Origin of the sequence: Paracoccus sp. SSJ, from assembly GCF_030234105.1 — a bacterium.
Taxonomy (GTDB): domain Bacteria; phylum Pseudomonadota; class Alphaproteobacteria; order Rhodobacterales; family Rhodobacteraceae; genus Paracoccus; species Paracoccus denitrificans.
This window is the reverse complement of the sequence record NZ_JASSPE010000007.1, coordinates 125,728-145,737: the sequence shown is the minus strand read 5'-3', so window position 1 is coordinate 145,737 and position 20,010 is coordinate 125,728. Positions and strand designations below refer to the sequence as shown.

The following is a 20,010-nucleotide window of genomic DNA, read 5'->3' as shown; positions in this document are numbered from 1 at the left end:
CCGGGCAAAGGTGCGGGCATGAGCAGCGCGACCCCCTCCACTCCCCGCCGTCCAAGCATCCTGACGCTGGTTTCGATCTCGGCCGCCGGGGCGCTTTCGATGAATATCTTCCTGCCCTCGCTGCCGGCCATGGCGCGGGATTTCGGCGTGGAATACGGCTTCATGCAGCTGTCCGTCTCGGCCTTCCTGGCGGTCAGCGCGGTCCTGCAACTGCTTTGCGGCCCGATCAGCGACCGTTTCGGGCGCCGGCCGGTGGTGCTGGGATCGTTTGCGATCTTCCTGCTGGCGACCCTTGGGGCGCTGCTGGCCACGGATGCCGGTTGGTTCATGCTTTTCCGCCTGATCCAGGCGGTGGTGACGACCGGCTTCGTCATCAGCCGTGCCGTGGTACGCGACATCGTGCCGGCCGAACAGGCGGCCAGCATGATCGGCTATGTCACCATGGGCATGTCGCTGGTGCCGATGGTCGCGCCCACCCTGGGCGGCGTTCTGGACGAGACGCTGGGCTGGCGGGCCAGCTTCGTCGCCATGGGGCTGGCCGGGCTGGCGGTCATGACGCTGTGCGCCTTCGACCTGACCGAGACGGCGCGCGGCGGCGGCGTGCCGCTGCGCCAGCAGGTCGCGACCTATCCGGTCCTGGCCCGTTCGCAGCGGTTCTGGGGCTATGCGCTGGCTGCGACGCTCAGCGCCGGATCGTTCTACGCCTATCTGGGCGGCGCGCCCTTTGTCGGCCAGGTGGTGCTGCACCTGTCGCCGGCCGAGGTCGGCTACTGGTTCGCCGGCCCCTCGATCGGCTATGCGCTGGGGAATTACCTTTCGGCCCGGTTCTCGACCCGGATCGGCATGAACCGGATGATCCTGTCGGGAGCGCTGATCTGCTCGGTCTTCCTGGTGCTGGCGCTGGTGGTCGACCTGATGGGCGGGCTGACACCGCTGGTCTTTTTCGGCTCGGTCGGGCTGATGGGGCTGGGCAACGGCATGCTCCTGCCCAACGCCAATGCCGGGATGATGAGCGTGCGCCCCGAACTGGCCGGCACCGCCAGCGGGCTGGGCGGCGCCATGGCGGTGGCGGGCGGCGCGGGCCTGGCCGCGCTGGCCGGCGCGCTGCTGCACGACGATACCGGCGCCTCGCCGCTGCTGGTCATCATGGCGGGGTCGGCCGTCGCCTCGATCGGCTTCATCCTGTGGGTCATGATCCGCGAAAGGCAGGTCATCAACCGCGGCTGATCCCTCTTGCGGCAAGGCATTTGCAAAGCGTATCCCTGTCTTTGCAAAGCCAGGAGGTCAGATGGCCACCCAGAAGATCTATGCCGGCGTCGCGCTGCGCGAGACGCGTGCCCGCGCCGGGCTGACCCAGCGCGCCTTCGCCGACCGGCTGGGCGTTTCGCTGCCCTATCTTTCGCAGATGGAGAACAACCACCGCCCGGTCTCGGCCGGGGTGCTGCTGCGGCTCGCCTCGGAATTCTCGGTCGATCTGGGTGCCATGGCGGTGGGCGATGCCGAGCGCATGGTGATGGACATGGCCGAGGCGCTGGCCGATCCGCTGTTCGACGCCACGCCGCCGCGCGCCGACCTGCGGCTGGCCGCGACCAATGCGCCGGCGCTGGCCCGCGCCTTCCTGGACCTCTATCGCGCCCATCGCGAGGGGCAGGAGCGGCTGGCCGCGCTGGACGAGGCGCTTGGCGCCGGGGCGCAGAATGCCACGCCCTCGCCCTGGGAAGAGGTGCGGGACTTCTTCCATTACTGCGACAACTATATCGACGCCGTGGACCGCGCCGCCGAGCATTTCGCCCGTTCGCGTCCCGACCTGCGCCCGCTGGACCGCGCCATCGCCGCGCTGGCCGAGCGCGGCATCGAGGTGGTCATGGCCGAGTTGGGCAGCGGCCCGGTCTATCTGCGCGAGGGCAAGCGCATCACGCTGAACGCGGCGGCCGAGCCCGCGACGCAAGCCTTCCAGCTGTTGCATCTGCTGGCGCTGGAAACGCGCGGCGACCTTCTGGAAGCGACGCTGGAGCTTGCGCGGTTCCGCAGCGCCTCGGCCCGCGACATCGCGCGACTGGGGCTGGCGAACTATTTCGCCGGCGCGGCGATGATGCCCTATGCCCAGTTTCTTGCCACCGCCCGGACCGAACGGCACGACCTGGAACGGCTGGCGCATCTGTTCCACGCCTCGCTGGAACAGGTCGCGCATCGGCTCTCGACCCTGCAACGCGGCGGCGACCGGGGCGTGCCGTTCTTTTTCGTCCGCGTCGATCAGGCGGGCACGATCACCAAGCGCCACTCCGCCACGCGGATGCAATTCGCCCGTTTCGGCGGCGCCTGCCCGCTGTGGAACGTGCATCAGGCCTTCGAGACGCCCGGCCGCTTCCTGCGGCAACTGGCCGAGACGCCGGACGGCAAGCGTTACCTGCTGCTGGCGCGGGACGTATCGAAACCCGCGGGCGCCTTCGGCGCCCCGGTGCGCCGCTTCGCCATCGGGCTGGGCTGCGAGATCAGCCATGCCCGCGAGGTGGTCTATGCCGACGGGCTGGATATCGGCAATCCGCAGCTGTTCGAGCCGATCGGCGTCTCTTGCCGGATCTGCCCCCGGCCGAACTGCCATCAGCGTTCCGTGCCCCCCGTGGACCGCCATATCCGCATCCCCCCGGATCGGCCCGGGCCGCTGCCCTATGAGATCGCCTGAAACGGCCGCAAACGCCCCGAACCGCCGCACGGTTCCTGCGCCGGCCGCGAAAACCGCAAGGGAATCGCCCGGCCCGGCACCGGGATCAGGGCACCCTGCCCATTTGCGTGGCAAACTCCCCAGTCTGCGACAAATGGGCGCTGTGGCCGGCCGAAAGCGATCCGGGCAATCGTGCTGACAAATTATACTTTCCATTTCAGCCATTTGCCTGGATTATTCCCGAGATCAATCTTGGGTTGCATTGCCGATTGCCCTTGCCACCGGCGGATATCCACCCGCCGCCTGGGCATGGATCGGCGTCAATCCGCCCAAGGGATGTGCAGAGGCCCCACCGCTGTTGCGCTTTGAGCACAGGTCGGATTTATCCGTGCGCAGCCATGACCGCCTCTGCCCGGCAGGTCGGCCGAAACAATATGGACCCGGGACATTGCGCATCACTCATAGCCTGAATTCGGTGCTTGAGCGCTGGCTGCCAGAGCAGCGCCTCTTCCTGAAATCGGACAAAACGACCCGCTTCCTGCGGCTGCGTCCGGCCACGCAGCTTCTTGGCCTTGGCGGGATCGCACTGGTTTTCGGCTGGTCGATCATCGCCAGCTCGATCCTGGTCATCGACGCGATCAGCGCCGGCTCGGCCCGCGACGAGGCGCGGCTGGCGCAAAGCGCCTTCGAAGCGCGGCTGACCGACCTGTCCGCCGAACGCGACCGCCGCGCCGCCGAGGCCGCGGCCGCGCAGAACCGCTTTGCCGTCGCGCTGGACCAGGTGTCGCGCATGCAGTCGCTGCTGCTGGAATCCGAAGCGCAGCGGCGCGAACTGGAAACCGGCCTGGGCGCGGTGCAGGCCAGCCTGCAGGATGTCGTGAGGGCCCAGCACCAGGCCGAGGCCCTGGCCGCCGCCGATGGCGAGGCCGCCCCCGTCCGCACCGCCGAACTGCAAGCCGCGCTGGACATCCTGTCGGGCGAGCTGAAGCAGGCGGCCAGCCAGCGCATCGAGGCAGTGCAGCAGGCCGAGGACGCCAAGCGCCTTGCCGACGCCGTCACGCTGGAGCGCGACCAGATCGTCGCGCGCAACGACGAAATCCTGGCGCAGCTCGAAGATGCCGTCTCGGTCTCGGTCAAGCCGCTGGACGACATGTTCCGCGCCGTCGGCATGAACCCGGACGAGATCCTCAAGACCGTGCGCCGCGGCTATTCCGGCCAGGGCGGGCCGCTGAACCCGGTCAGCTATTCCTCCAGCGGCAATGCCGAGATCAGCCAGGGCGAGGCCAAGGCCAACGAGATCCTGATCACGCTGGACCAGGTGAACAGCTATCGCATCGCCATCGAGAAGATGCCGCTGGCCATGCCGGTGAAGTCGGCTTTCCGCTATACCTCGCCCTTCGGCCGGCGCTGGGGCCGCGCGCATGAGGGCATCGACATGGCCGCCCCGGTCGGCACGCCGGTCTATGCCACGGGCGAGGGCACGGTAATCTTTGCCGGCTGGCAGCGCGGCTATGGCAACCTGATCAAGATCCAGCACGAGCTGGGCACCGAAACCCGCTATGGCCACCTGTCCAAGATTCGCGTGAAGGCCGGCCAAAAGGTATCGCGCGGCAGCCAGATCGGTGATATGGGCAATACCGGCAGATCGACCGGCTCGCATCTTCATTACGAAGTCCGCGTGAACGGCCGTGCCGTGAATCCCATGAGCTTCATCAAGGCAGCCCAAAATGTTTTCTAAGACCCGTGTCACCGAACCTGGCCCCCGCACCCAGCCGACCCCCGAGCCCGAACCCGCGCGCAGCCTCGACACGAGTTACGACATTCCGGCAGCCGCGCCGCGGGCGCGCACCACGCCTTCGGTCCTGTCCTCGGACCTGACCGTCACCGGCAATATCCAGACCCAGGGCGATATCCAGATCGAAGGCACGGTCGAGGGCGACATCCGCGCCCATCAGCTGGTCGTCGGCGAAAGCGCCACCATCCGCGGCGAGATCGTCGCCGAGGAGGTGGTGGTGAACGGCCGCGTCGTCGGCCGCGTCCGTGGCCTGAAGGTCCGCCTGACCGCCACTGCCCGCGTCGAGGGCGACATCATCCACAAGACCATCGCCATCGAATCCGGCGCCCATTTCGAAGGCTCGGTCCAGCGCCAGGAAGATCCGCTGGCCAATGGCGTCACCAAGAAGCTGGCGCCCCCCACCGCGCGCGAGGCCGACGCGGCCGAGTGATCGCAGGATCATCCGGCAGGACGGGCGGCCCTTGTGCCGCCCTTTTTCATGACATCGGCTCGGCGTCCGGCATCAGCAGGCGATACATGTGCCAGCTGGCATGGCCCAGCACCGGCAGCACGATGAACAGCCCCAGGAACAGCGGCACGATGCCGGCAAACAGCAACGTGGCGATCACCAGCGCCCAGGACAGCATGACCGGCAGATTGGCCCCGACCGCCTGAAAGCTGGCGATGATGGCCGAGATCAGGTCCACCTCGCGGTCCAGGATCAGCGGCAGCCCGACCACGGTGATCGAGAACAGCAGCGCCGCAAAGCCCGCACCGATCGCCGTCCCTGCCACCAGCATGACCAGGCCGCGGCCCTGCAACAGCACCTCGGGCGAGGAGGTGATGTTGGTCAGCGCCGAAACGCCCATAAACAGTGCAAAGATGGTATGGGCGACAAACACCCAGAACATGAACATCAGCAGGATGACCATGGCCATCGACGGCACCTGCCGGTCCTTTTGCGCGATGACGACGGCCAGCACCTCACGCCAGATCAGCGGCCGGTCCGATTCGATGCGCCGGCTGACCTCGTAAAGACCGACGGCGGCAAAGGGCGCGATCAGCGGAAAGCCGACGACGAAGGGCATCAACCACCATTCCTGCCCCGCAGCCGTTGCGACCGCCGTCAGCACCAGCCCACCCATGACATAGAAGGCCGCGAACAGCAGGCCAAAGGCGGGGGCGCGGCGAAAATCCCGCCAGCCCGCCGCCAGCACCGCCGGAATGGCGTCAAGGCCGATCACCGCCGGCAGCGGGATCTCGTCCGGGCCCGGATCGGGCAAGGGGTCGGGCAGCGGCTCCCGCTCGGGATCGGGAATCGGGGTGGGAATGGGTTTGGGGTCCGAATCGGTCACGACCATCTGTTCCTCCGTCGATGGGACAAAGGTTAGCAGGCCGATGGTAAAGAAACAGCCTCAGCGCGCGAAACGGCCGACCAGCGCATCCCTGACGGTGGGCGAGACGAATTTCGAGACGTCCCCGCCCAGCCGCGCGATCTCCTTGACCAGCTTCGAGGCGATGGCCTGGCGGCGGGCATCGGCCATCAGGAATACCGTCTCGATGCTGTCGTCCATGGCCCGGTTCATGCCGACCATCTGGAATTCGTATTCGAAATCCGCCACCGCCCGCAGCCCGCGCACGATGACCGTGGCGCCGACATCGCGGGCGCAATCGATCAGCAGGTTCTCGAACGGGTGGACGACGATCTCGCCGCCGCGCTTGGCGACGATCCGGTCGCATTCCTCGCGCACCATGGCGACGCGATCCTCAAGCGCGAACAGCGGGCTCTTGTCGCGGTTGATGGCGACGCCGATCACCAGCCGGTCCACCAGCTCCAGCGCGCGCTGGATGATGTCCTGATGACCCAGAGTGATGGGATCGAAGGTGCCTGGGTAAAGCCCGATGCGCATGGGATTGCCTTCTCCTCGCCGAATGCCGACAGTCAAACAGGGTTTCGCCAAGGAATGCAAGGCCATGCGCCCATCCGGCGATTCGCGGGACGGGCGGGAAGGCGCCGGCTCAATTGCCCATGATCATGCCGGTCAGGGCCTCTTTCTCGGCCGCAAGCTCCTTGAGCCGGGCCGAGACCGCATCGCCGATCGAGATCAGCCCCACCATCGCACCCGCCTCGTCCACCACCGGCAGGTGGCGGAAACGGCCCTGGGTCATGCGGTCCAGAATCACCAGCGCATCCTCGCCCGTGGTGCAGGTCGCAAGCTTGTGGGTCATCAGTTCGGTGATCGGCAGGCCAAGCACATCGGCGCCGCGCCGGCCCAGTTCGCGCACGATGTCGCGTTCGGACAGGATGCCCAGCGGAACCTTGCCATCCTCGGAGACCACGATCGCACCGATGCGCTTTTCCGAGAGCAGCTTGGCGGCATCGGCCACGCTGGCGCCCGGGGCGACGGTGAAAATCTCGCCGCTGGCTTTCATCGAAAGGATCTGGTTGACGAGCATTGCTATTCCTCCTCAGGCTGGCGAAGGCTGTCCTGGCGCCCAGCGTCACCTCAACCCGCGCTTGCGTCAAGCCCGATGTCGCAGTGCAGCGATCAAGGGACGACAAGCGCCTGAAGCCGCGCCACCTCGGCCCGGAGGCCCTGCGCCAGCGCATCCGCCAGCCGGTTCATCCGCTGCGAGCGGCGGTCGTCGGCGTGCCGGATCAGCCAGAAGCTGCGCCTGAGCGAAATCTGGTCTGCCAGAACCCGCCGCACGCCGGGGCAGAAGGGAATCGCAAAGTCGTGCACGATGCCCAGCCCCGCCCCCACCCGGATCGCCTGCATCTGCACCGAGACCGAGTTCGAGGTCAGCGCCGCCCATTCCGCGCCCGTCTCGGTCAGGTAATCCAGTTCGCGGTCGAAGATCATGTCGGCGATATAGCCGATCATGCGATGACCGCGCAGATCCTCGCGCGAGCGGATCGGCGGATGGGCGCGCAGGTAATCCTCATGCGCCGCCAGGTGCAGCTGATAGTCGGTCAGCCGCTGCACCACCAGCCGCCCCGCCTGCGGCTGCGAAACGGCGATGGCCATGTCCGCCTCGCGCTTGGACAGGTTGAAGACCCGCGGCAGCGCGACGATCTGGATCTCCAGCTGCGGATGCGCCTCGGAAAGGCGCGCGCAGACCTGCGGCAAAAGATAGTTCGCGCAGCCGTCCGGCGCGCCGATGCGCAGCTGTCCCGTCAGGTCGCCCGGCCCGCTCAGCGCCTCTTCGGCACCGCTCAGCGCCGCCTCGACCGCCTCGGCATGGGGAAGCAGCCGCTCGCCCTCGGGCGCCAGCGCATAGCCCTGCGGCGTCTTGACGAAAAGCTTGGCCCCCAGCGCGCCTTCCAGCCGCGCCACCCGCCGGCCCACCGTCGAGGCGTCGATGCCCAGCCGGCGACCGGCCCCCGACAGGCTGTCGGCGCGCGCCACGGCCAGAAAGATGCGCAGGTCGTCCCAGTCCATGCCGGCCACCTTTGCAGAAATGCAAAACCCTTTTGCCAGACTTCCTCTTTTTCCGGCAATGCTGCAAGTCTATGATCCGCCCGAACCGTGAAACCCTCGGGAGGCACCCATGGAAGAACTTTCGCACTGGATCGACGGCAAAGAGGTCAAGGGCACCTCGGGCCGCTTCAGCGATGTCATGAACCCGGCGACCGGCGAAGTGATCGCCCGCCTGCCGCTGGCCACCCCGGCCGAGCTGGACGCCGCCGTGCGCAGCGCCGAAAAGGCGCAGGTCGCCTGGGCCGCCACCAACCCGCAGCGCCGCGCGCGGGTGATGATGAAATTCGGCCAGCTCATCAACGACAACATGGACAAGCTGGCCGAGCTGGTCTCGCGCGAGCATGGCAAGACCCTGCCCGATGCGCGCGGCGACGTGCAGCGCGGCCTTGAGGTGATCGAGGTCTGCATGGGCGCGCCGGCGCTGCTCAAGGGCGAGTTCACCGACAATGGCGGCCCCGGCATCGACCTTTACTCGATGCGCCAGCCGCTGGGCGTGGTCGCGGGCATCACCCCCTTCAACTTCCCGGCGATGATCCCGCTGTGGAAGATGGGTCCGGCGCTGGCTTCGGGCAACGCGATGATCCTGAAGCCGTCCGAGCGCGTGCCCTCGACCTCGATCATGCTGGCGAAACTGGCACAAGAGGCCGGGCTGCCCGACGGCGTGCTGCAGGTCGTCAACGGCGACAAGGAGATCGTGGACGCGATCCTGGACCACCCGACCGTGCAGGCCGTGGGCTTCGTGGGCTCGACCCCGATCGCGCAATACATCTATGGCCGCGCCGCCGCCAACGGCAAGCGCGCGCAATGCTTCGGCGGCGCCAAGAACCACATGCTGATCATGCCCGATGCCGACCTGGACAAGGCGGCGGACGCGCTGGTCGGCGCCGGCTTCGGCGCGGCGGGCGAACGCTGCATGGCGATCTCGGTCGCGGTGCCGGTCGGCGACAAGACTGCCGACGCGCTGATCGAACGCCTGATCCCCAAGATCGAAAAGCTGAAGGTCGGCCCCTATACCGCCGGCGAGGACGTGGATTTCGGCCCGGTCATCACCAAGGCCGCGCAGGAGCGCATCAACCGCCTGATCGATTCCGGCGTGGAACAGGGCGCCAAGCTGGTCGTGGACGGCCGCGGGCTGAAGATCCAGGGCTATGAGAACGGCTTCTTCTGCGGCCCGTCGCTTTTCGACAACGTGACCCGCGACATGGAGATCTACAAGGAAGAGATCTTCGGCCCGGTGCTCTCGACCGTGCGGGCGCAAAGCTACGAGGATGCGCTGAACCTGGTCATGGACAACGACTATGGCAACGGCACGGCGATCTATACCGCCGACGGCGACACGGCGCGCGACTTCGCCAGCCGGGTGAACGTGGGCATGGTCGGCATCAACTTCCCGATCCCGGTGCCGCTGAGCTACTACACCTTCGGCGGCTGGAAGAAGTCGGCCTTCGGCGACCTGAACCAATACGGCCCGGACGCCTTCCGCTTCTACACCAAGACCAAGACCGTCACCGCCCGCTGGTTCTCGGGCATCAAGGACGGCGTGGCGCTGAACTTCAAGGCCATGGACTAAGCGACTTTCGGGCGGGGGCGGAGACGCCCCCGCCCTTTTCCGCGCAAGCCTGCAAAACTTGCGCAACATTTCCCGGCCATGACCGGCAAGATACATCATCACGAAAGACATGAGGGGGAGCACATGGATTTCGCGCTGAGCGAAGAGCAGCAGGCGATATTCGATCTGGCCCGGGATTTCGGGACGGCGGAGATCGCGCCCCAAGCCCGCGCCTGGGAAGAGGCGGGCACCATTCCGCGCGAACTGTGGCAAAAGGCCGCCGAGCTGGGTTTCGGCGGCGTCTATGTCGGCGAGGAACACGGCGGCACCGGGCTTTCGCGCCTGGACGCAACGCTGGTCTTCGAGGCGCTGGCCATGGCCTGCCCCTCGGTCGGCTCGTTCCTGTCGATCCACAACATGTGCGGCGGCATGATCGACAAGTTCGGCACCGACGCGAACAAGGCGCGCTGGCTGCCCGGCCTGTGCAGCATGGAAAAGGTGTTCTCCTATTGCCTGACCGAGCCGGGCTCGGGCTCGGACGCCGCCGCGCTGCGCACGCGGGCCGAGCGGGTCGAGGGCGGCTGGAAGCTGAACGGCACCAAGGCCTTCATCTCGGGCGGCAGCTATTCGGATTGCTATCTGGTCATGGTCCGCACCGGGCAGGACGGGCCGCGCGGCATCTCGACCATGGTGGTCGAGGCCGGCACGCCCGGCCTCAGCTTCGGCGCGCTCGAGCACAAGATGGGCTGGAAGGCGCAGCCGACCGCCCAGCTGCAGTTCGACGATTGCGTCATCCCCGAGGAGAACCTGATCGGCGAGGAAGGCCGGGGCTTTGCCTATGCCATGGCCGGCCTGGACGGCGGGCGGCTGAACATCTCGGCCGGTGCGCTTGGCGGCGCACAGGCGGCGCTGGACGCGACGCTGCGCTACATGGGCGAGCGTCGCGCCTTTGGCCAGACGCTGGACCAGTTCCAGGCGCTGCAATTCCGTCTGGCCGAGATGGAGACGGCGCTGCAATCCTCGCGCATCTTCCTGCGCCAGGCGGCGTGGAAGCTGGACCGGGGCGACCGCGACGCCAGCAAGTTCTGCGCCATGGCCAAGCTGCATGTGACCGACCGCGCCTTCGAGGTCGCCAATCAGTGCCTGCAATTGCATGGCGGTTACGGCTATCTTGCCGATTACGGGATCGAAAAGATCGTGCGCGACCTGCGCGTGCACCAGATCCTGGAAGGCACCAATGAAATCATGCGGCTGATCGTCGGCCGCGCCCTGCTGGCGGAGCGTGACTGAATGGCCGAGATGATCATCCGCAAGGACCGCCGCGCCGGGCGCCTGACCTTCAACCGCCCGCAGGCGCTGAACGCGCTGAGCCACGAGATGGCGCTGGCCATCGACGCGGCGCTGCAAGAGTGGCGCGACGATCCCGAGGTGGCGCTGGTCGTCATCGATGCCGAGGGCGAGCGCGCCTTCTGCTCGGGCGGCGACATCGCCGCCGTCTATCGCGCCGGGCTGGAAGGCGACCACCGGGTCGGCCGCGAGTTCTTCCGCGACGAATACCGCATGAACGCGCGGATCGCCGAATATCCCAAGCCCATCGTCGCCTTCATGCAGGGCTTCGTGATGGGCGGCGGCGTCGGCGTCGGCGGCCATGCCAGCCACCGCATCGTCGGCGACAGCACCCAGATCGCCATGCCCGAAACCGGCATCGGCCTGATCCCGGACGTGGGCGGCAGCTGGCTTCTGGGCCATGCGCCCGGCCGCTGCGGCGAATACCTGGGCCTGACCGGCGCGCGGATCGGCGCCGGCGACGCGATCTTCACCGGCTTTGCGGACAGCTATATCCCCGAGGCGGAATGGCCGGCGCTGATCGAGCGGCTGGCCGAGACCGGCGACGTGGCGGCGCTCGCGCCCCACCCCCGCCCCGAGGCGCCGCTGGAGGGCCGCGACCTTTCGGCCTTCGGCGGCCATACCGTGGCCGAGATCGTCGCCGCGCTGGAGGCGGCGGGCGACGAGGCGGCGCTGAAGCCGCTGCGCCGCAACTCGCCCCTGTCGATGGCGGCTACGCTGGCGCTGGTGCGTGCCGCGCGCGGCGATGCCAGCCTGCGCGACAGCCTGGCGCGAGAGCTGCGCTTTACCGCCCGCGCCACGGCCGAGAGCGATTTCCTGGAAGGCGTGCGGGCGCAGATCATCGACAAGGATCGCAACCCGCAATGGTCGGCCGATGCCAGCCCGGCGCATGTCGAGGCGATGCTGGCGCCGCTGGGCGAGGACGAAATCGAATGGGAGAACGGCAAATGAAGATCGGATTCATCGGCTTGGGCAATATGGGCGGCCCGATGGCGGCCAATCTGGCCAAGGCGGGGCACAAGGTCGCGGGCTTCGACCTGGCCGCGCCGATGCCCGAGGGCGTCGTCAAGGCCGCCAGCGCCGCCGAGGCTGCCGCGGGCGCCGAGGTGGTGATCACCATGCTGCCGAACGGCGCCATCCTGCGCGCGGTCGCGGATGAGATCGTCCCGGCCATGGCCGCGGGCGCGGTGTTCTGCGATTGCTCGACGGTGGACGTGGAAAGCGCCCGCGCGGTGGCCGGGCAGGCGCAGGCGGCGGGCCTGGGCGCGCTGGACGCGCCGGTCTCGGGCGGGGTCGGCGGTGCCACCGCCGGCACGCTGACCTTCATGGTCGGCGGCTCGGCCGAGGCTTTCGACAAGGTGAAGCCGCTCTTCGACATCATGGGCCAGAAGGCGGTGCATTGCGGCGAGGCGGGCGCCGGCCAGGCCGCCAAGATCTGCAACAACATGATCCTGGGCGTGACCATGATCGCCACCTGCGAAGCCTTTGCGCTGGCCGACAAGCTGGGGCTGGACCGCGCGAGGATGTTCGACGTGGTATCGACCTCCTCGGGCTACAGCTGGTCGATGAACGCCTATTGCCCTGCGCCGGGGGTGGGGCCGGCGTCGCCTGCCGACAACGGCTACAAGCCGGGCTTCGCCGCCGAGCTGATGCTCAAGGATCTGCGCCTATCCCAGCAGGCCGCCGAGGCCGCGGATGCCGACACGCCGATGGGCGAACTGGCCGCCGCGCTCTATGCCCGCTTCGTCGAGGAAGAGGACGGAAAGGGCCGCGATTTCTCGGCCATGCTGCCCAGATTCGAGGCTCGGCACCGGCAGGGCTGATTTCTCGCATTCGTGAGGGAGCCGATCGGGGGTTTGCGGCGTTTAACCCTCGATCAAGTTTTCTGTGCCAGGCTGGAGCCATGTTACGCAATCGCCAGAGCCTGATTCTCGCCGCCGGGCTGCTCGCCGTCCTTGCCCCGGCCACTCTTGCCCAAAGTGCCGGGCAGGCGGCGGAACCGGCCGCCGCCGAAGCGCCCACCATGCTGCGGGTGGGTGATCGTCTCGACAACGCGCGCCTGCATCAGGTGACGCGCCCCGGCCTCTACGGCATGAGCGAGGCGCCCTCGGGCAGCCGCTACGGCATCGTCGACGGCAAGCTGATCCGCTATGACCCGGAAAGCGCGCAGGTGCTGTCGATCATCCGGCAGGTGGACCGGATCATGGACTAGACCTGCAGCAGGGCGCGCGCCGCCTCTTTCGCGGCGGGCGTGATCTCTTCGCCCGAAAGCATGCGTGCGATCTCTTCGATGCGCTGGCTGGCGGTCAGCGCCGTGACCTGCGAGGTGGTCATGCCGTCCTGCACCGATTTCGCCACCCGGAAGTGATGCCCGCCAAGCGCCGCGACCTGCGGACTGTGGGTGACGACCAGCACCTGCGCCCCGTCGGCCAGCCGGGCAAGGCGCCGGCCCACCGCATCGGCGGTGGCGCCGCCCACGCCGCGGTCGATCTCGTCGAAGATCAGCACCAGCGCATCGTTGCCCCGCGCCAGGCAGACCTTGAGCGCCAGCAGGAAACGCGACAACTCGCCGCCCGAGGCGATGCGGTCGAGCGGACCGGCCGGCGCGCCCGGATTGGTGGCGACGGTGAAGGCGGCGGCATCGCGACCCTCGGGGCCCGGCTCGGCCTCGGACAGCCGGGTTCTGAAAACCGCCCGCTCCATCTTCAAGGGCGCAAGCTCGGCCGCCATCGCGGCATCGAGCCGCTCGGCAGCCGCGGCGCGCTGTTGCGAAAGGGCAGCCGCCGCCGCGTCATATGCGGCATCGGCCGCAGCCACCGCGTCGCGCAGGCGCGCCAGATCCCCCTCGCCCGCGTCTATCCGAGAAAGCCGCGCCCGCAACTCGTCGGCCAGGCCCGCCAGATCGTCGGCCAGCACGTCATGCTTGCGCGCCAGGGCACGCAGCGCGAACAGCCGCTCTTCGGTCGCCTCCAGGTCGCGCGGGTCGAAATCCATCGCCTCCAGCGCCGCCTCGACGCCCGAGACCGCCTCGCCCAGTTCGATCAACGCCCGTTGCAATGCGGCGGCCGGGTTCTCCAACCGGCCCTCGGCCCGCTCGGCGGCACCGTCGAGCCAACGCGCGGCATCCAGCATCGCGCCCTCGGCCCCCTCGGGCCCCAGCGCCTGCAAGGCCCGCGCCACGTCCTCGCGGATGCGCTCGGCGCCCTGCATGGCCCGCCGGCGGGTATCCAGCTCGGCCTCTTCGCCCGGTTGCGGATCGAGCTTGTCCAGTTCGGCTACCGCATGGCGCAGGAACTCCTCCTCGCCCCTGGCGGCAGCCAGCGCCGCCTCGGCCCGCTCCAGCGCCGCGCGCGCCGCGCGCCGGGCGGCCCAGGCGGCACGGGTCGGCGCCAGGTCCACGCCGGCAAAGGCATCGAGCAGCAGCCGATGGCCGCGCGGGTTCAGAAGGCCGCGGTCGTCATGCTGGCCATGCAGCTCGACCAGCAGTTCGGACAGCATGCGCAGCACCTCGCCCGAGGCGCGGCGGTCGTTGATCCAGCCGGTCTTGCGCCCGTCGCCGGCATTCACCCGGCGGATGATCAGCTCGTCGGAAACCGGAAAGCCCGCTTCGTCCAGCAATGTGCGGGCGGGATGGCCGGGCGGCAGGTCGAAGACCGCCGTCACCTCGCCCTGGCTGGCCCCCGCGCGCACCAGATCGGCACGGCCGCGCCAGCCCAGGACAAAGCCCAGGCAGTCGAGCAGGATCGACTTTCCCGCCCCGGTCTCGCCGGTCAGCACGTTCAGGCCCGGCCGGAACGCCAGTTCCAGCCGGTCGATCAGCAGCATGTCGCGGATGTCGAGATGCCGCAGCATCGCCGGGCTACAGCCACTTGCCCTGGATGACCTGGCGATAGACCCGAGTCAGCCAGCTGTCGCCGCGCGCTTCGGCCTGCAAGCCACGGCCGCGCAGCTGGGCGAAGGCATCCTGGTAGAAGGGCGAGGACTGGAAGTTGTGGCCCAGGATCGCGCCCGCGGTCTGCGCCTCGTCGTTCAGGCCAAGCGCCAGATAGGCCTCGGTCAGGCGCATCAGCGCCTCGGGCGTGTGGCTGGTGGTCTGGAACTCCTCGACCACGACGCGGAAACGGTTGATCGCCGCGGTGTAATGGCCGCGCTTGAGGTAGTAGCGGCCGATCTCCATCTCCTTGGCGGCGAGATGGTCGAAGGCCAGGTCGAACTTCAGGATGGCCGAGCGGGCATATTCCGTGTCGGGATATTGCTCGATCACCTCGCGCAGCGACTGCAGGGCCTGGAAGGTCAGGCCCTGGTCCCGGCCGATCTCATCGATCTGGTCGTAATAGGACAGCGCCAGCAGGTATTTCGCATAGGCCGCGTCCTCGTCGCCCGGATAGGTGTCGATGAAGCGCTGCGCGGCACCGCGCGCCTCTTCGTAGTCGCGGGCGCGGTGATAGGAATAGGCCTGCATGATCAGCGCACGCTTCGCCCATTCGGAATAGGGATAAAGCCGCTCGACCTCGGTGAAGTATTGCACCGCGTCCTTGGGCCTGCGGGAATTCTCCAGCTCGTATTCGCCGCGCTTGTAGATCTCTTCCGCGGTGAAATTCTCGAATGATTCGGGCTTCTTCCCCGCACCGCCGGAGCACCCTGCCAGAAGGCCCAACGACAGCACAGCCGCGACCAAGGAACCCGATCTGATGACTGTCATTCCATCCCGCCCGTCAGAAATTCACGCCGCCGCATGGGCGGAAGGCCCGCGCGGCCCGGTCGTCCTAGCACAGAAAATCCGGCTGCGCAAAATGCCAAAACCGCAAAAGCGGCGGCACGGCCGTCACCTTCAGGCGACGGCCAGCTGGCGGGCGCGGGGCGCAAGCCGCGCGGCCGAGGCGATGACCCCGGCGCCGGGCTGGCGGCTTTCCATCGCCGGGGTCAGCGTGACCCATTCCCAGGCATCCGGCTGGGCGAAAAGCGCGCGCAGCAGCTTGTTGGTCATGGCATGCCCGGCGCGATGGCCGGTATAGCGCGCCAGAAGCGGCGCCCCGGCCAGCGCGAGGTCGCCCACCGCATCCAGCATCTTGTGGCGCACGGCCTCGTCGCGGTGGCGCAGGCCGCCCGGCGACAGCACCTTGTCGCCATCGACCACCACGGCGTTCAGGTAGGTGCCGCCAAGCGCCAGCCCGTTGCGCTGCATCTGCACCACGTCGGCCTGGCGGCAGAAGGTGCGGCTGTCCATCAGCTCATGCACGAAGCTGCCATTCGCCATGTCGAGGCGCTTTTCCTGGTGGCCGATCGCCGCATCCACGAAGTCGATGTCGAAATGGATCTCCAGGTGATCGGCGGGCGACAGGCGGGCAAAAGCCTCGCCCTGCTGCACCTCGACCTCGCGCAGGACGCGGATCGCGCGCAGGGGGGCGTGCTGCTGGCGCAGGCCGGCCTCCAGAATGCCCTGCACGAAGGGCGCCGAGGAACCGTCGAGAATCGGGACTTCCGGCCCGTTCACCTCGACCACGGCATTGTTGATGCCGGTTCCCGACAGCGCCGCCATCACATGCTCGACCGTCGAGACGGTGGCGCCCCGGCCGTTGTCCAGCAAGGTGCAAAGCTGCGAGGGGGTGACGTGGTCCCAGTTCGCCGGAATGCGGGCGCGGTCCAGATCGGTGCGCACGAAGACGATGCCGTGATCCGCCGGAGCCGGCAGGATCGTCAGCCGGACGGCCGCACCCGAATGCAGCCCGACGCCGCGGAACTGGGCTTTCTGAGCGATGGTGGTCTGCATGGTCTTGCCTGCCGATTCCTGTGAACAACCTTGGCGACGGGACTTCCCGCCAGCCGTGAAGTTCAGTTAGGCATCCCCTGCCGATTGCTCAAATAACCTTTTGTAACGGGGTGAAACAATCGGCCGGGGGTTCCGTCCCCTACCCGGCCTCCATCCGTAACCATATGATTTCAAAATGGAAAAGGACCGCCAAAGCGGTCCCCTCTCAATCCGTCGCCGGAATCTTGTGATCGGCTCAATTCGCCTGGCGGCGCAGGAATGCCGGGATCTCGACATTGTCGCCGGCTCGGTCGGGGCTGGCCAGATCGTCGAAACCGGCATCGAATCCGCTGCGGTTGCGCGCCGCGACCCGTTCGTTCACGCGCTCGGCGATGGTCGAGGGCGCCGGCTTGTCGGCCTGTTCGCCATGACCCGAGATGCGTTCGAGCATGCGGCTGAGCCCACCCATGCGGCCTTGCGCACGACCCTGCTCGGCCGGCTGCTGCTGCTGGGCGGCGCGGTTCTGGGCTGCGGCCTGACGCTCGGGCGCCTTCTGCACGGCGGCGGCAAGGCGCTGCATCACCGCATCCGAGGGCGTGCCGGCCGGGGCCTGCGGACGGCGGGTGGGTGCAACGAAGCCGCCCGCATCGCCGTTCAGCGCATCACCCTGCGCGGCGGGTGCAGCCGGGGCAGCGGGCTGGCGCAGCTCGGGCTGATAGGCCGGGCGCGGCATGTCCTCTTCGTCGTAATGCGCGGCCGGAGCCGAGGGTTGCGGGCGCGAAACCGGCGCGGATTCGGCGATGGGCGCGGTGCGGCGCGGCGGCACCGGCAGCTCTTCCTCGACCGGCTTTTGCGCGACGGGCGGGTGCTGGGTCAGCGGCTCCTTCATGCCGCGGCGCGGCACGGGAAGCTCGGCCGCCGAGGCGTCGATGCCGGTCGCCACGACCGAGACGCGGATCGAACCCTCCATCGACGGGTCCAGCGTCGAACCGACGATGATGTTCGCGTCGGAATCGACCTTTTCGCGGATCTTCTCGGCCGCCTCGTCCATTTCGAACAGGGTCAGGTCGTAGCCGCCGGTGATGTTGATCAGCACGCCCTTGGCGCCGTTCAGGCTGATCTCGTCCAGCAGCGGGTTGGCGATGGCCTTCTCGGCCGCCTGCACGGCGCGGTTCTCGCCCGAGGCCTCGCCGGTGCCCATCATCGCCTTGCCCATCTCGTCCATCACGGCGCGCACGTCGGCGAAGTCGAGGTTGATCAGGCCCGGGCGCACCATCAGGTCGGTCACGCCCTTGACGCCCTGGTAGAGCACGTCGTCGGCCATGGCGAAGGCTTCGGTGAAGGTGGTCTTTTCGTTGGCCAGCCGGAACAGGTTCTGGTTGGGGATGATGATCAGCGTGTCCACGACCTTCTGGAGCTGCTCGACGCCCTCCTCGGCCTGACGCATGCGCTTGGTGCCCTCGAACTGGAAAGGCTTGGTCACGACGCCGACGGTCAGGATGCCCATCTCGCGCGCGGCCTGAGCGATGATCGGGGCAGCGCCGGTGCCGGTGCCGCCGCCCATGCCGGCGGTGATGAAGCACATATGCGCACCCATCAGGTGGTCGACGATGTCCTCGATGGTTTCCTCGGCGGCCTTGGCGCCGATCGAAGGCTTGGCGCCGGCGCCCAGCCCCTCGGTCACCTTGGGACCGATCTGGATGCGGCTTTCGGCCTTGGAGGATTGCAGCGCCTGGGCATCGGTATTCGCCACGACGAACTCGACGCCCTCCAGCTGCTTGTCGATCATGTTGTTGACCGCATTGCCACCCGCACCACCGACGCCGAAGACGGTAATGCGCGGCTTCAGTTCCTGGTCATCATTCAGCATCAGGTGAATCTGCCGTTCCATGTCTCGCCTGCCTTCATCTGTTGCGCCGGACATGTGCGCAGTCCGGTCGAATCCCCGTATGCTGGCCAGCCTAGCCAGATTCGCGCCGAGCGTCACCCGAAAAACACACCCGGCACACCAAATATCGCGGTGGACGCTGGGGTTTTCGGCGGCATCTTGCCCATTCTGCTGCATGTGGTGGAGGCGCGCGCCCACACCACCGCATCCGGGTTCCGCAGCCCTACCAGTTGTTGCGGAACCAGCGATAGGCCCGGCGCAGGCTGCGCGCCGGATAATGTTCGGTGGGCATGTCGAAATCCCACCATTCGTCCTGTGGATGCGCGGTCAGCAAGGCCAGCCCGATGGCCGAGGAAAAGCCCGGCGCGGTCGCGTTGTGCGGCAGGCCCTGGATGCGCAGCGGCCGGCCGATCCGCACGTTCTGGCCCAGCATGCGCGAGGCCAGCACGTCCAGCCCGGGGATCTGGCTGCCGCCGCCGGTCAGCACGATCTGGCGCGAGGGCATCGAATCGAAGCCCGCCGCGTCCAGGATGCCGGCGACGTTTTCCAGGATCTCCTCGACCCGCGGGCGCATGATGCCGATCAGGTCGGCGCGGCTGACGGCGCGGCGGTCGGTGTCCCAGTCGCCGGTCTCGCCGCCCAGTTCGATCATCTCGCGGTCGTCGCGGCCGGTGGCCTCCAGCCCGCCATGCAGGGTCTTGAGACGCTCGGCCACGGCATGGCCGACCCGCAGCCCCTTGGCGATGTCCTGGGTGATCAGCTCGCCGCCGAAGCGGACGGCATCGGCAAAGATCATGTGCTTCTTGATGAAGACCGAAACCCCGGTGGTGCCGCCGCCCAGATCGATGCAGGCGGCGCCCAGTTCCTGCTCGTCCTCGACCAGCGCGGCAAGCCCCGAGGCATAGGAGGCCGAGGCCACGCCCGCCAGTTCCATGTCGCAGCGCCGGATGCAATGCACCAGGTTGCTGGCCGCATCGCCGTCGATGGTCAGCACATGCATGTCGCAGGCCAGCCTGCTGCCGGACTGGTCGCGCGGGTCCGACAGGCCCGAGCGGCCGTCGAGGGCGAAATTCACCGGCTGGGCATGCAGCACCTCGCGCCCGCGGCCGAAATCCGGCACCTCGCAGGCGGCCAGCACGCGCGCCACGTCGCCCTCTCCGACCTTGCCGGCGGGCAGCACGATCTCGCCCGCAAGGCCATAGCTGGCCGGCCGGGCGCCCGAGATGCAGGCGATGACATGATCGACGCGCACGCCCGCGACCTTCTGCGCCGACTGGATCACGGTGCGGATGGCGCGCTCGGTCTCGGCCATGGTCTCGATCTCGCCATAGCGCATCCCGCGCGAACGGGTGGTGGCGGTGCCGATGACGCGGAAATTCGACTGCCCGGCCATGGGGCCGACGCCGTCGGTCTCGCGGAACTGGCTTGGGCCGTCGAATTGCAGGACGAGGCAGGCGATCTTCGAGGTTCCGATGTCCAGAACCGCGATGACGCCGCGCTGCATGGCCTGGCGGCGCATGTTCCGCATTGCCCGCTGGCCCTGATACAGATCCTTCATT

18 protein-coding genes are annotated in these 20,010 nt (G+C 68.1%); 9 read left to right on the top strand and 9 right to left on the bottom strand.

Translation table 11 applies throughout. The features are described 5' to 3' along the window. Positions 1–18 precede the first annotated feature (18 nt). The 4 genes from QPR87_RS10035 to QPR87_RS10020 all read left to right on the top strand — a co-directional run bounded on the left by QPR87_RS10035 (position 19) and on the right by QPR87_RS10020 (position 4,887). Entirely contained in the window at positions 19–1,227 is a 1,209-nt protein-coding gene (locus QPR87_RS10035) for a multidrug effflux MFS transporter (protein ID WP_285049452.1), read from the top strand. 61 nt (positions 1,228–1,288) lie between these two features. Next, complete coding sequence (locus QPR87_RS10030; RefSeq protein ID WP_011750697.1) at positions 1,289–2,683, top strand: helix-turn-helix domain-containing protein; 1,395 nt, start codon at positions 1,289–1,291, stop codon at positions 2,681–2,683. A 427-nt stretch (positions 2,684–3,110) separates the two neighbouring features. After that, the gene (locus QPR87_RS10025; protein ID WP_041530486.1) at positions 3,111–4,400 is read left to right on the top strand and encodes a M23 family metallopeptidase; all 1,290 of its coding nucleotides are present in this window, start codon (positions 3,111–3,113) and stop codon (positions 4,398–4,400) included. Then, positions 4,390–4,887 carry a bactofilin family protein gene (locus tag QPR87_RS10020; RefSeq protein ID WP_011750699.1) on the top strand — a complete coding sequence of 166 codons (498 nt, stop codon included), beginning with the start codon at positions 4,390–4,392 and terminating at the stop codon, positions 4,885–4,887. The genes QPR87_RS10025 and QPR87_RS10020 overlap by 11 nt, the downstream gene beginning before the upstream one ends. A 46-nt stretch (positions 4,888–4,933) precedes the next feature. On the opposite strand, the gene QPR87_RS10015 is transcribed toward QPR87_RS10020, so the two are convergent. The 4 genes from QPR87_RS10015 to QPR87_RS10000 form a co-directional block, all read right to left on the bottom strand. Next, the gene (locus tag QPR87_RS10015; protein ID WP_285049451.1) at positions 4,934–5,797 is read right to left on the bottom strand and encodes a DUF2189 domain-containing protein; all 864 of its coding nucleotides are present in this window, start codon (positions 5,795–5,797) and stop codon (positions 4,934–4,936) included. Positions 5,798–5,851: 54 nt separating this feature from the next. After that, positions 5,852–6,346, bottom strand: a complete 495-nt coding sequence (gene coaD, locus QPR87_RS10010; RefSeq protein WP_011750701.1) for a pantetheine-phosphate adenylyltransferase — start codon at positions 6,344–6,346, stop codon at positions 5,852–5,854. A gap of 109 nt (positions 6,347–6,455) precedes the next feature. Beyond that, positions 6,456–6,893, bottom strand: a complete 438-nt coding sequence (locus QPR87_RS10005) for a CBS domain-containing protein (protein WP_011750702.1) — start codon at positions 6,891–6,893, stop codon at positions 6,456–6,458. A 92-nt stretch (positions 6,894–6,985) separates the two neighbouring features. Beyond that, on the bottom strand, positions 6,986–7,879 hold the full coding sequence (locus QPR87_RS10000) for a LysR family transcriptional regulator (RefSeq protein ID WP_285049448.1): 894 nt from the start codon (positions 7,877–7,879) through the stop codon (positions 6,986–6,988). Positions 7,880–7,988: 109 nt separating this feature from the next. Between QPR87_RS10000 and QPR87_RS09995 the strand changes: the two genes are divergently transcribed. The 5 genes from QPR87_RS09995 (at position 7,989) to QPR87_RS09975 (ending at position 13,026) form a co-directional block, all read left to right on the top strand. Beyond that, a complete protein-coding gene (locus tag QPR87_RS09995; protein WP_104492747.1) occupies positions 7,989–9,488 on the top strand; it encodes a CoA-acylating methylmalonate-semialdehyde dehydrogenase in 1,500 nt (499 codons plus the stop codon). Positions 9,489–9,611: 123 nt separating this feature from the next. Next, the gene (locus tag QPR87_RS09990; RefSeq protein ID WP_285049446.1) at positions 9,612–10,757 is read left to right on the top strand and encodes an acyl-CoA dehydrogenase family protein; all 1,146 of its coding nucleotides are present in this window, start codon (positions 9,612–9,614) and stop codon (positions 10,755–10,757) included. Next, positions 10,758–11,765: an enoyl-CoA hydratase/isomerase family protein gene (locus QPR87_RS09985; RefSeq protein WP_011750706.1), complete on the top strand. Its 1,008-nt coding sequence runs from the start codon at positions 10,758–10,760 to the stop codon at positions 11,763–11,765. Beyond that, positions 11,762–12,637 carry a 3-hydroxyisobutyrate dehydrogenase gene (gene mmsB, locus QPR87_RS09980; protein WP_285049444.1) on the top strand — a complete coding sequence of 292 codons (876 nt, stop codon included), beginning with the start codon at positions 11,762–11,764 and terminating at the stop codon, positions 12,635–12,637. The genes QPR87_RS09985 and mmsB overlap by 4 nt, the downstream gene beginning before the upstream one ends. Positions 12,638–12,717: 80 nt before the next feature. Beyond that, positions 12,718–13,026, top strand: coding sequence for a hypothetical protein (locus QPR87_RS09975; RefSeq protein WP_011750708.1), 309 nt, complete (start codon positions 12,718–12,720; stop codon positions 13,024–13,026). Here the strand turns inward: QPR87_RS09975 and recN are convergent. The 5 genes from recN to ftsA form a co-directional block, all read right to left on the bottom strand. Then, complete coding sequence (recN, locus tag QPR87_RS09970; RefSeq protein WP_285049442.1) at positions 13,023–14,666, bottom strand: DNA repair protein RecN; 1,644 nt, start codon at positions 14,664–14,666, stop codon at positions 13,023–13,025. The two genes, QPR87_RS09975 and recN, sit on opposite strands and share 4 nt — an antisense overlap. Before the next feature lie 7 nt (positions 14,667–14,673). Further along, the gene (locus QPR87_RS09965) at positions 14,674–15,516 is read right to left on the bottom strand and encodes an outer membrane protein assembly factor BamD (protein ID WP_011750710.1); all 843 of its coding nucleotides are present in this window, start codon (positions 15,514–15,516) and stop codon (positions 14,674–14,676) included. A gap of 129 nt (positions 15,517–15,645) precedes the next feature. Next, positions 15,646–16,584 (bottom strand): UDP-3-O-acyl-N-acetylglucosamine deacetylase, encoded by a 939-nt coding sequence (gene lpxC, locus QPR87_RS09960; protein WP_011750711.1) that lies wholly within the window; start codon positions 16,582–16,584, stop codon positions 15,646–15,648. 235 nt (positions 16,585–16,819) lie between these two features. Next, the gene (gene ftsZ / locus QPR87_RS09955; RefSeq protein ID WP_285049440.1) at positions 16,820–18,454 is read right to left on the bottom strand and encodes a cell division protein FtsZ; all 1,635 of its coding nucleotides are present in this window, start codon (positions 18,452–18,454) and stop codon (positions 16,820–16,822) included. A 220-nt stretch (positions 18,455–18,674) separates the two neighbouring features. Continuing rightward, complete coding sequence (gene ftsA, locus QPR87_RS09950; RefSeq protein WP_285049438.1) at positions 18,675–20,009, bottom strand: cell division protein FtsA; 1,335 nt, start codon at positions 20,007–20,009, stop codon at positions 18,675–18,677. Between the last annotated feature and the right edge of the window lies 1 nt (position 20,010).

What these genes read in the sequence shown, in the direction of transcription:
- recN (WP_285049442.1), bottom strand. Translation starts at nt 14,666, where the DNA reads ATGCTGCGGCATCTCGACATCCGCGACATGCTGCTGATCGACCGGCTG.
- ftsA (WP_285049438.1), bottom strand. Translation starts at nt 20,009, where the DNA reads ATGAAGGATCTGTATCAGGGCCAGCGGGCAATGCGGAACATGCGCCGC.
- QPR87_RS10005 (WP_011750702.1), bottom strand. Translation starts at nt 6,893, where the DNA reads ATGCTCGTCAACCAGATCCTTTCGATGAAAGCCAGCGGCGAGATTTTC.
- coaD (WP_011750701.1), bottom strand. Translation starts at nt 6,346, where the DNA reads ATGCGCATCGGGCTTTACCCAGGCACCTTCGATCCCATCACTCTGGGT.
- mmsB (WP_285049444.1), top strand. Translation starts at nt 11,762, where the DNA reads ATGAAGATCGGATTCATCGGCTTGGGCAATATGGGCGGCCCGATGGCG.
- QPR87_RS10015 (WP_285049451.1), bottom strand. Translation starts at nt 5,797, where the DNA reads ATGGTCGTGACCGATTCGGACCCCAAACCCATTCCCACCCCGATTCCC.
- QPR87_RS09995 (WP_104492747.1), top strand. Translation starts at nt 7,989, where the DNA reads ATGGAAGAACTTTCGCACTGGATCGACGGCAAAGAGGTCAAGGGCACC.
- ftsZ (WP_285049440.1), bottom strand. Translation starts at nt 18,454, where the DNA reads ATGGAACGGCAGATTCACCTGATGCTGAATGATGACCAGGAACTGAAG.
- QPR87_RS09975 (WP_011750708.1), top strand. Translation starts at nt 12,718, where the DNA reads ATGTTACGCAATCGCCAGAGCCTGATTCTCGCCGCCGGGCTGCTCGCC.
- QPR87_RS10030 (WP_011750697.1), top strand. Translation starts at nt 1,289, where the DNA reads ATGGCCACCCAGAAGATCTATGCCGGCGTCGCGCTGCGCGAGACGCGT.
- QPR87_RS10000 (WP_285049448.1), bottom strand. Translation starts at nt 7,879, where the DNA reads ATGGACTGGGACGACCTGCGCATCTTTCTGGCCGTGGCGCGCGCCGAC.
- QPR87_RS10020 (WP_011750699.1), top strand. Translation starts at nt 4,390, where the DNA reads ATGTTTTCTAAGACCCGTGTCACCGAACCTGGCCCCCGCACCCAGCCG.
- QPR87_RS09985 (WP_011750706.1), top strand. Translation starts at nt 10,758, where the DNA reads ATGGCCGAGATGATCATCCGCAAGGACCGCCGCGCCGGGCGCCTGACC.
- QPR87_RS09965 (WP_011750710.1), bottom strand. Translation starts at nt 15,516, where the DNA reads ATGACAGTCATCAGATCGGGTTCCTTGGTCGCGGCTGTGCTGTCGTTG.
- lpxC (WP_011750711.1), bottom strand. Translation starts at nt 16,584, where the DNA reads ATGCAGACCACCATCGCTCAGAAAGCCCAGTTCCGCGGCGTCGGGCTG.
- QPR87_RS09990 (WP_285049446.1), top strand. Translation starts at nt 9,612, where the DNA reads ATGGATTTCGCGCTGAGCGAAGAGCAGCAGGCGATATTCGATCTGGCC.
- QPR87_RS10035 (WP_285049452.1), top strand. Translation starts at nt 19, where the DNA reads ATGAGCAGCGCGACCCCCTCCACTCCCCGCCGTCCAAGCATCCTGACG.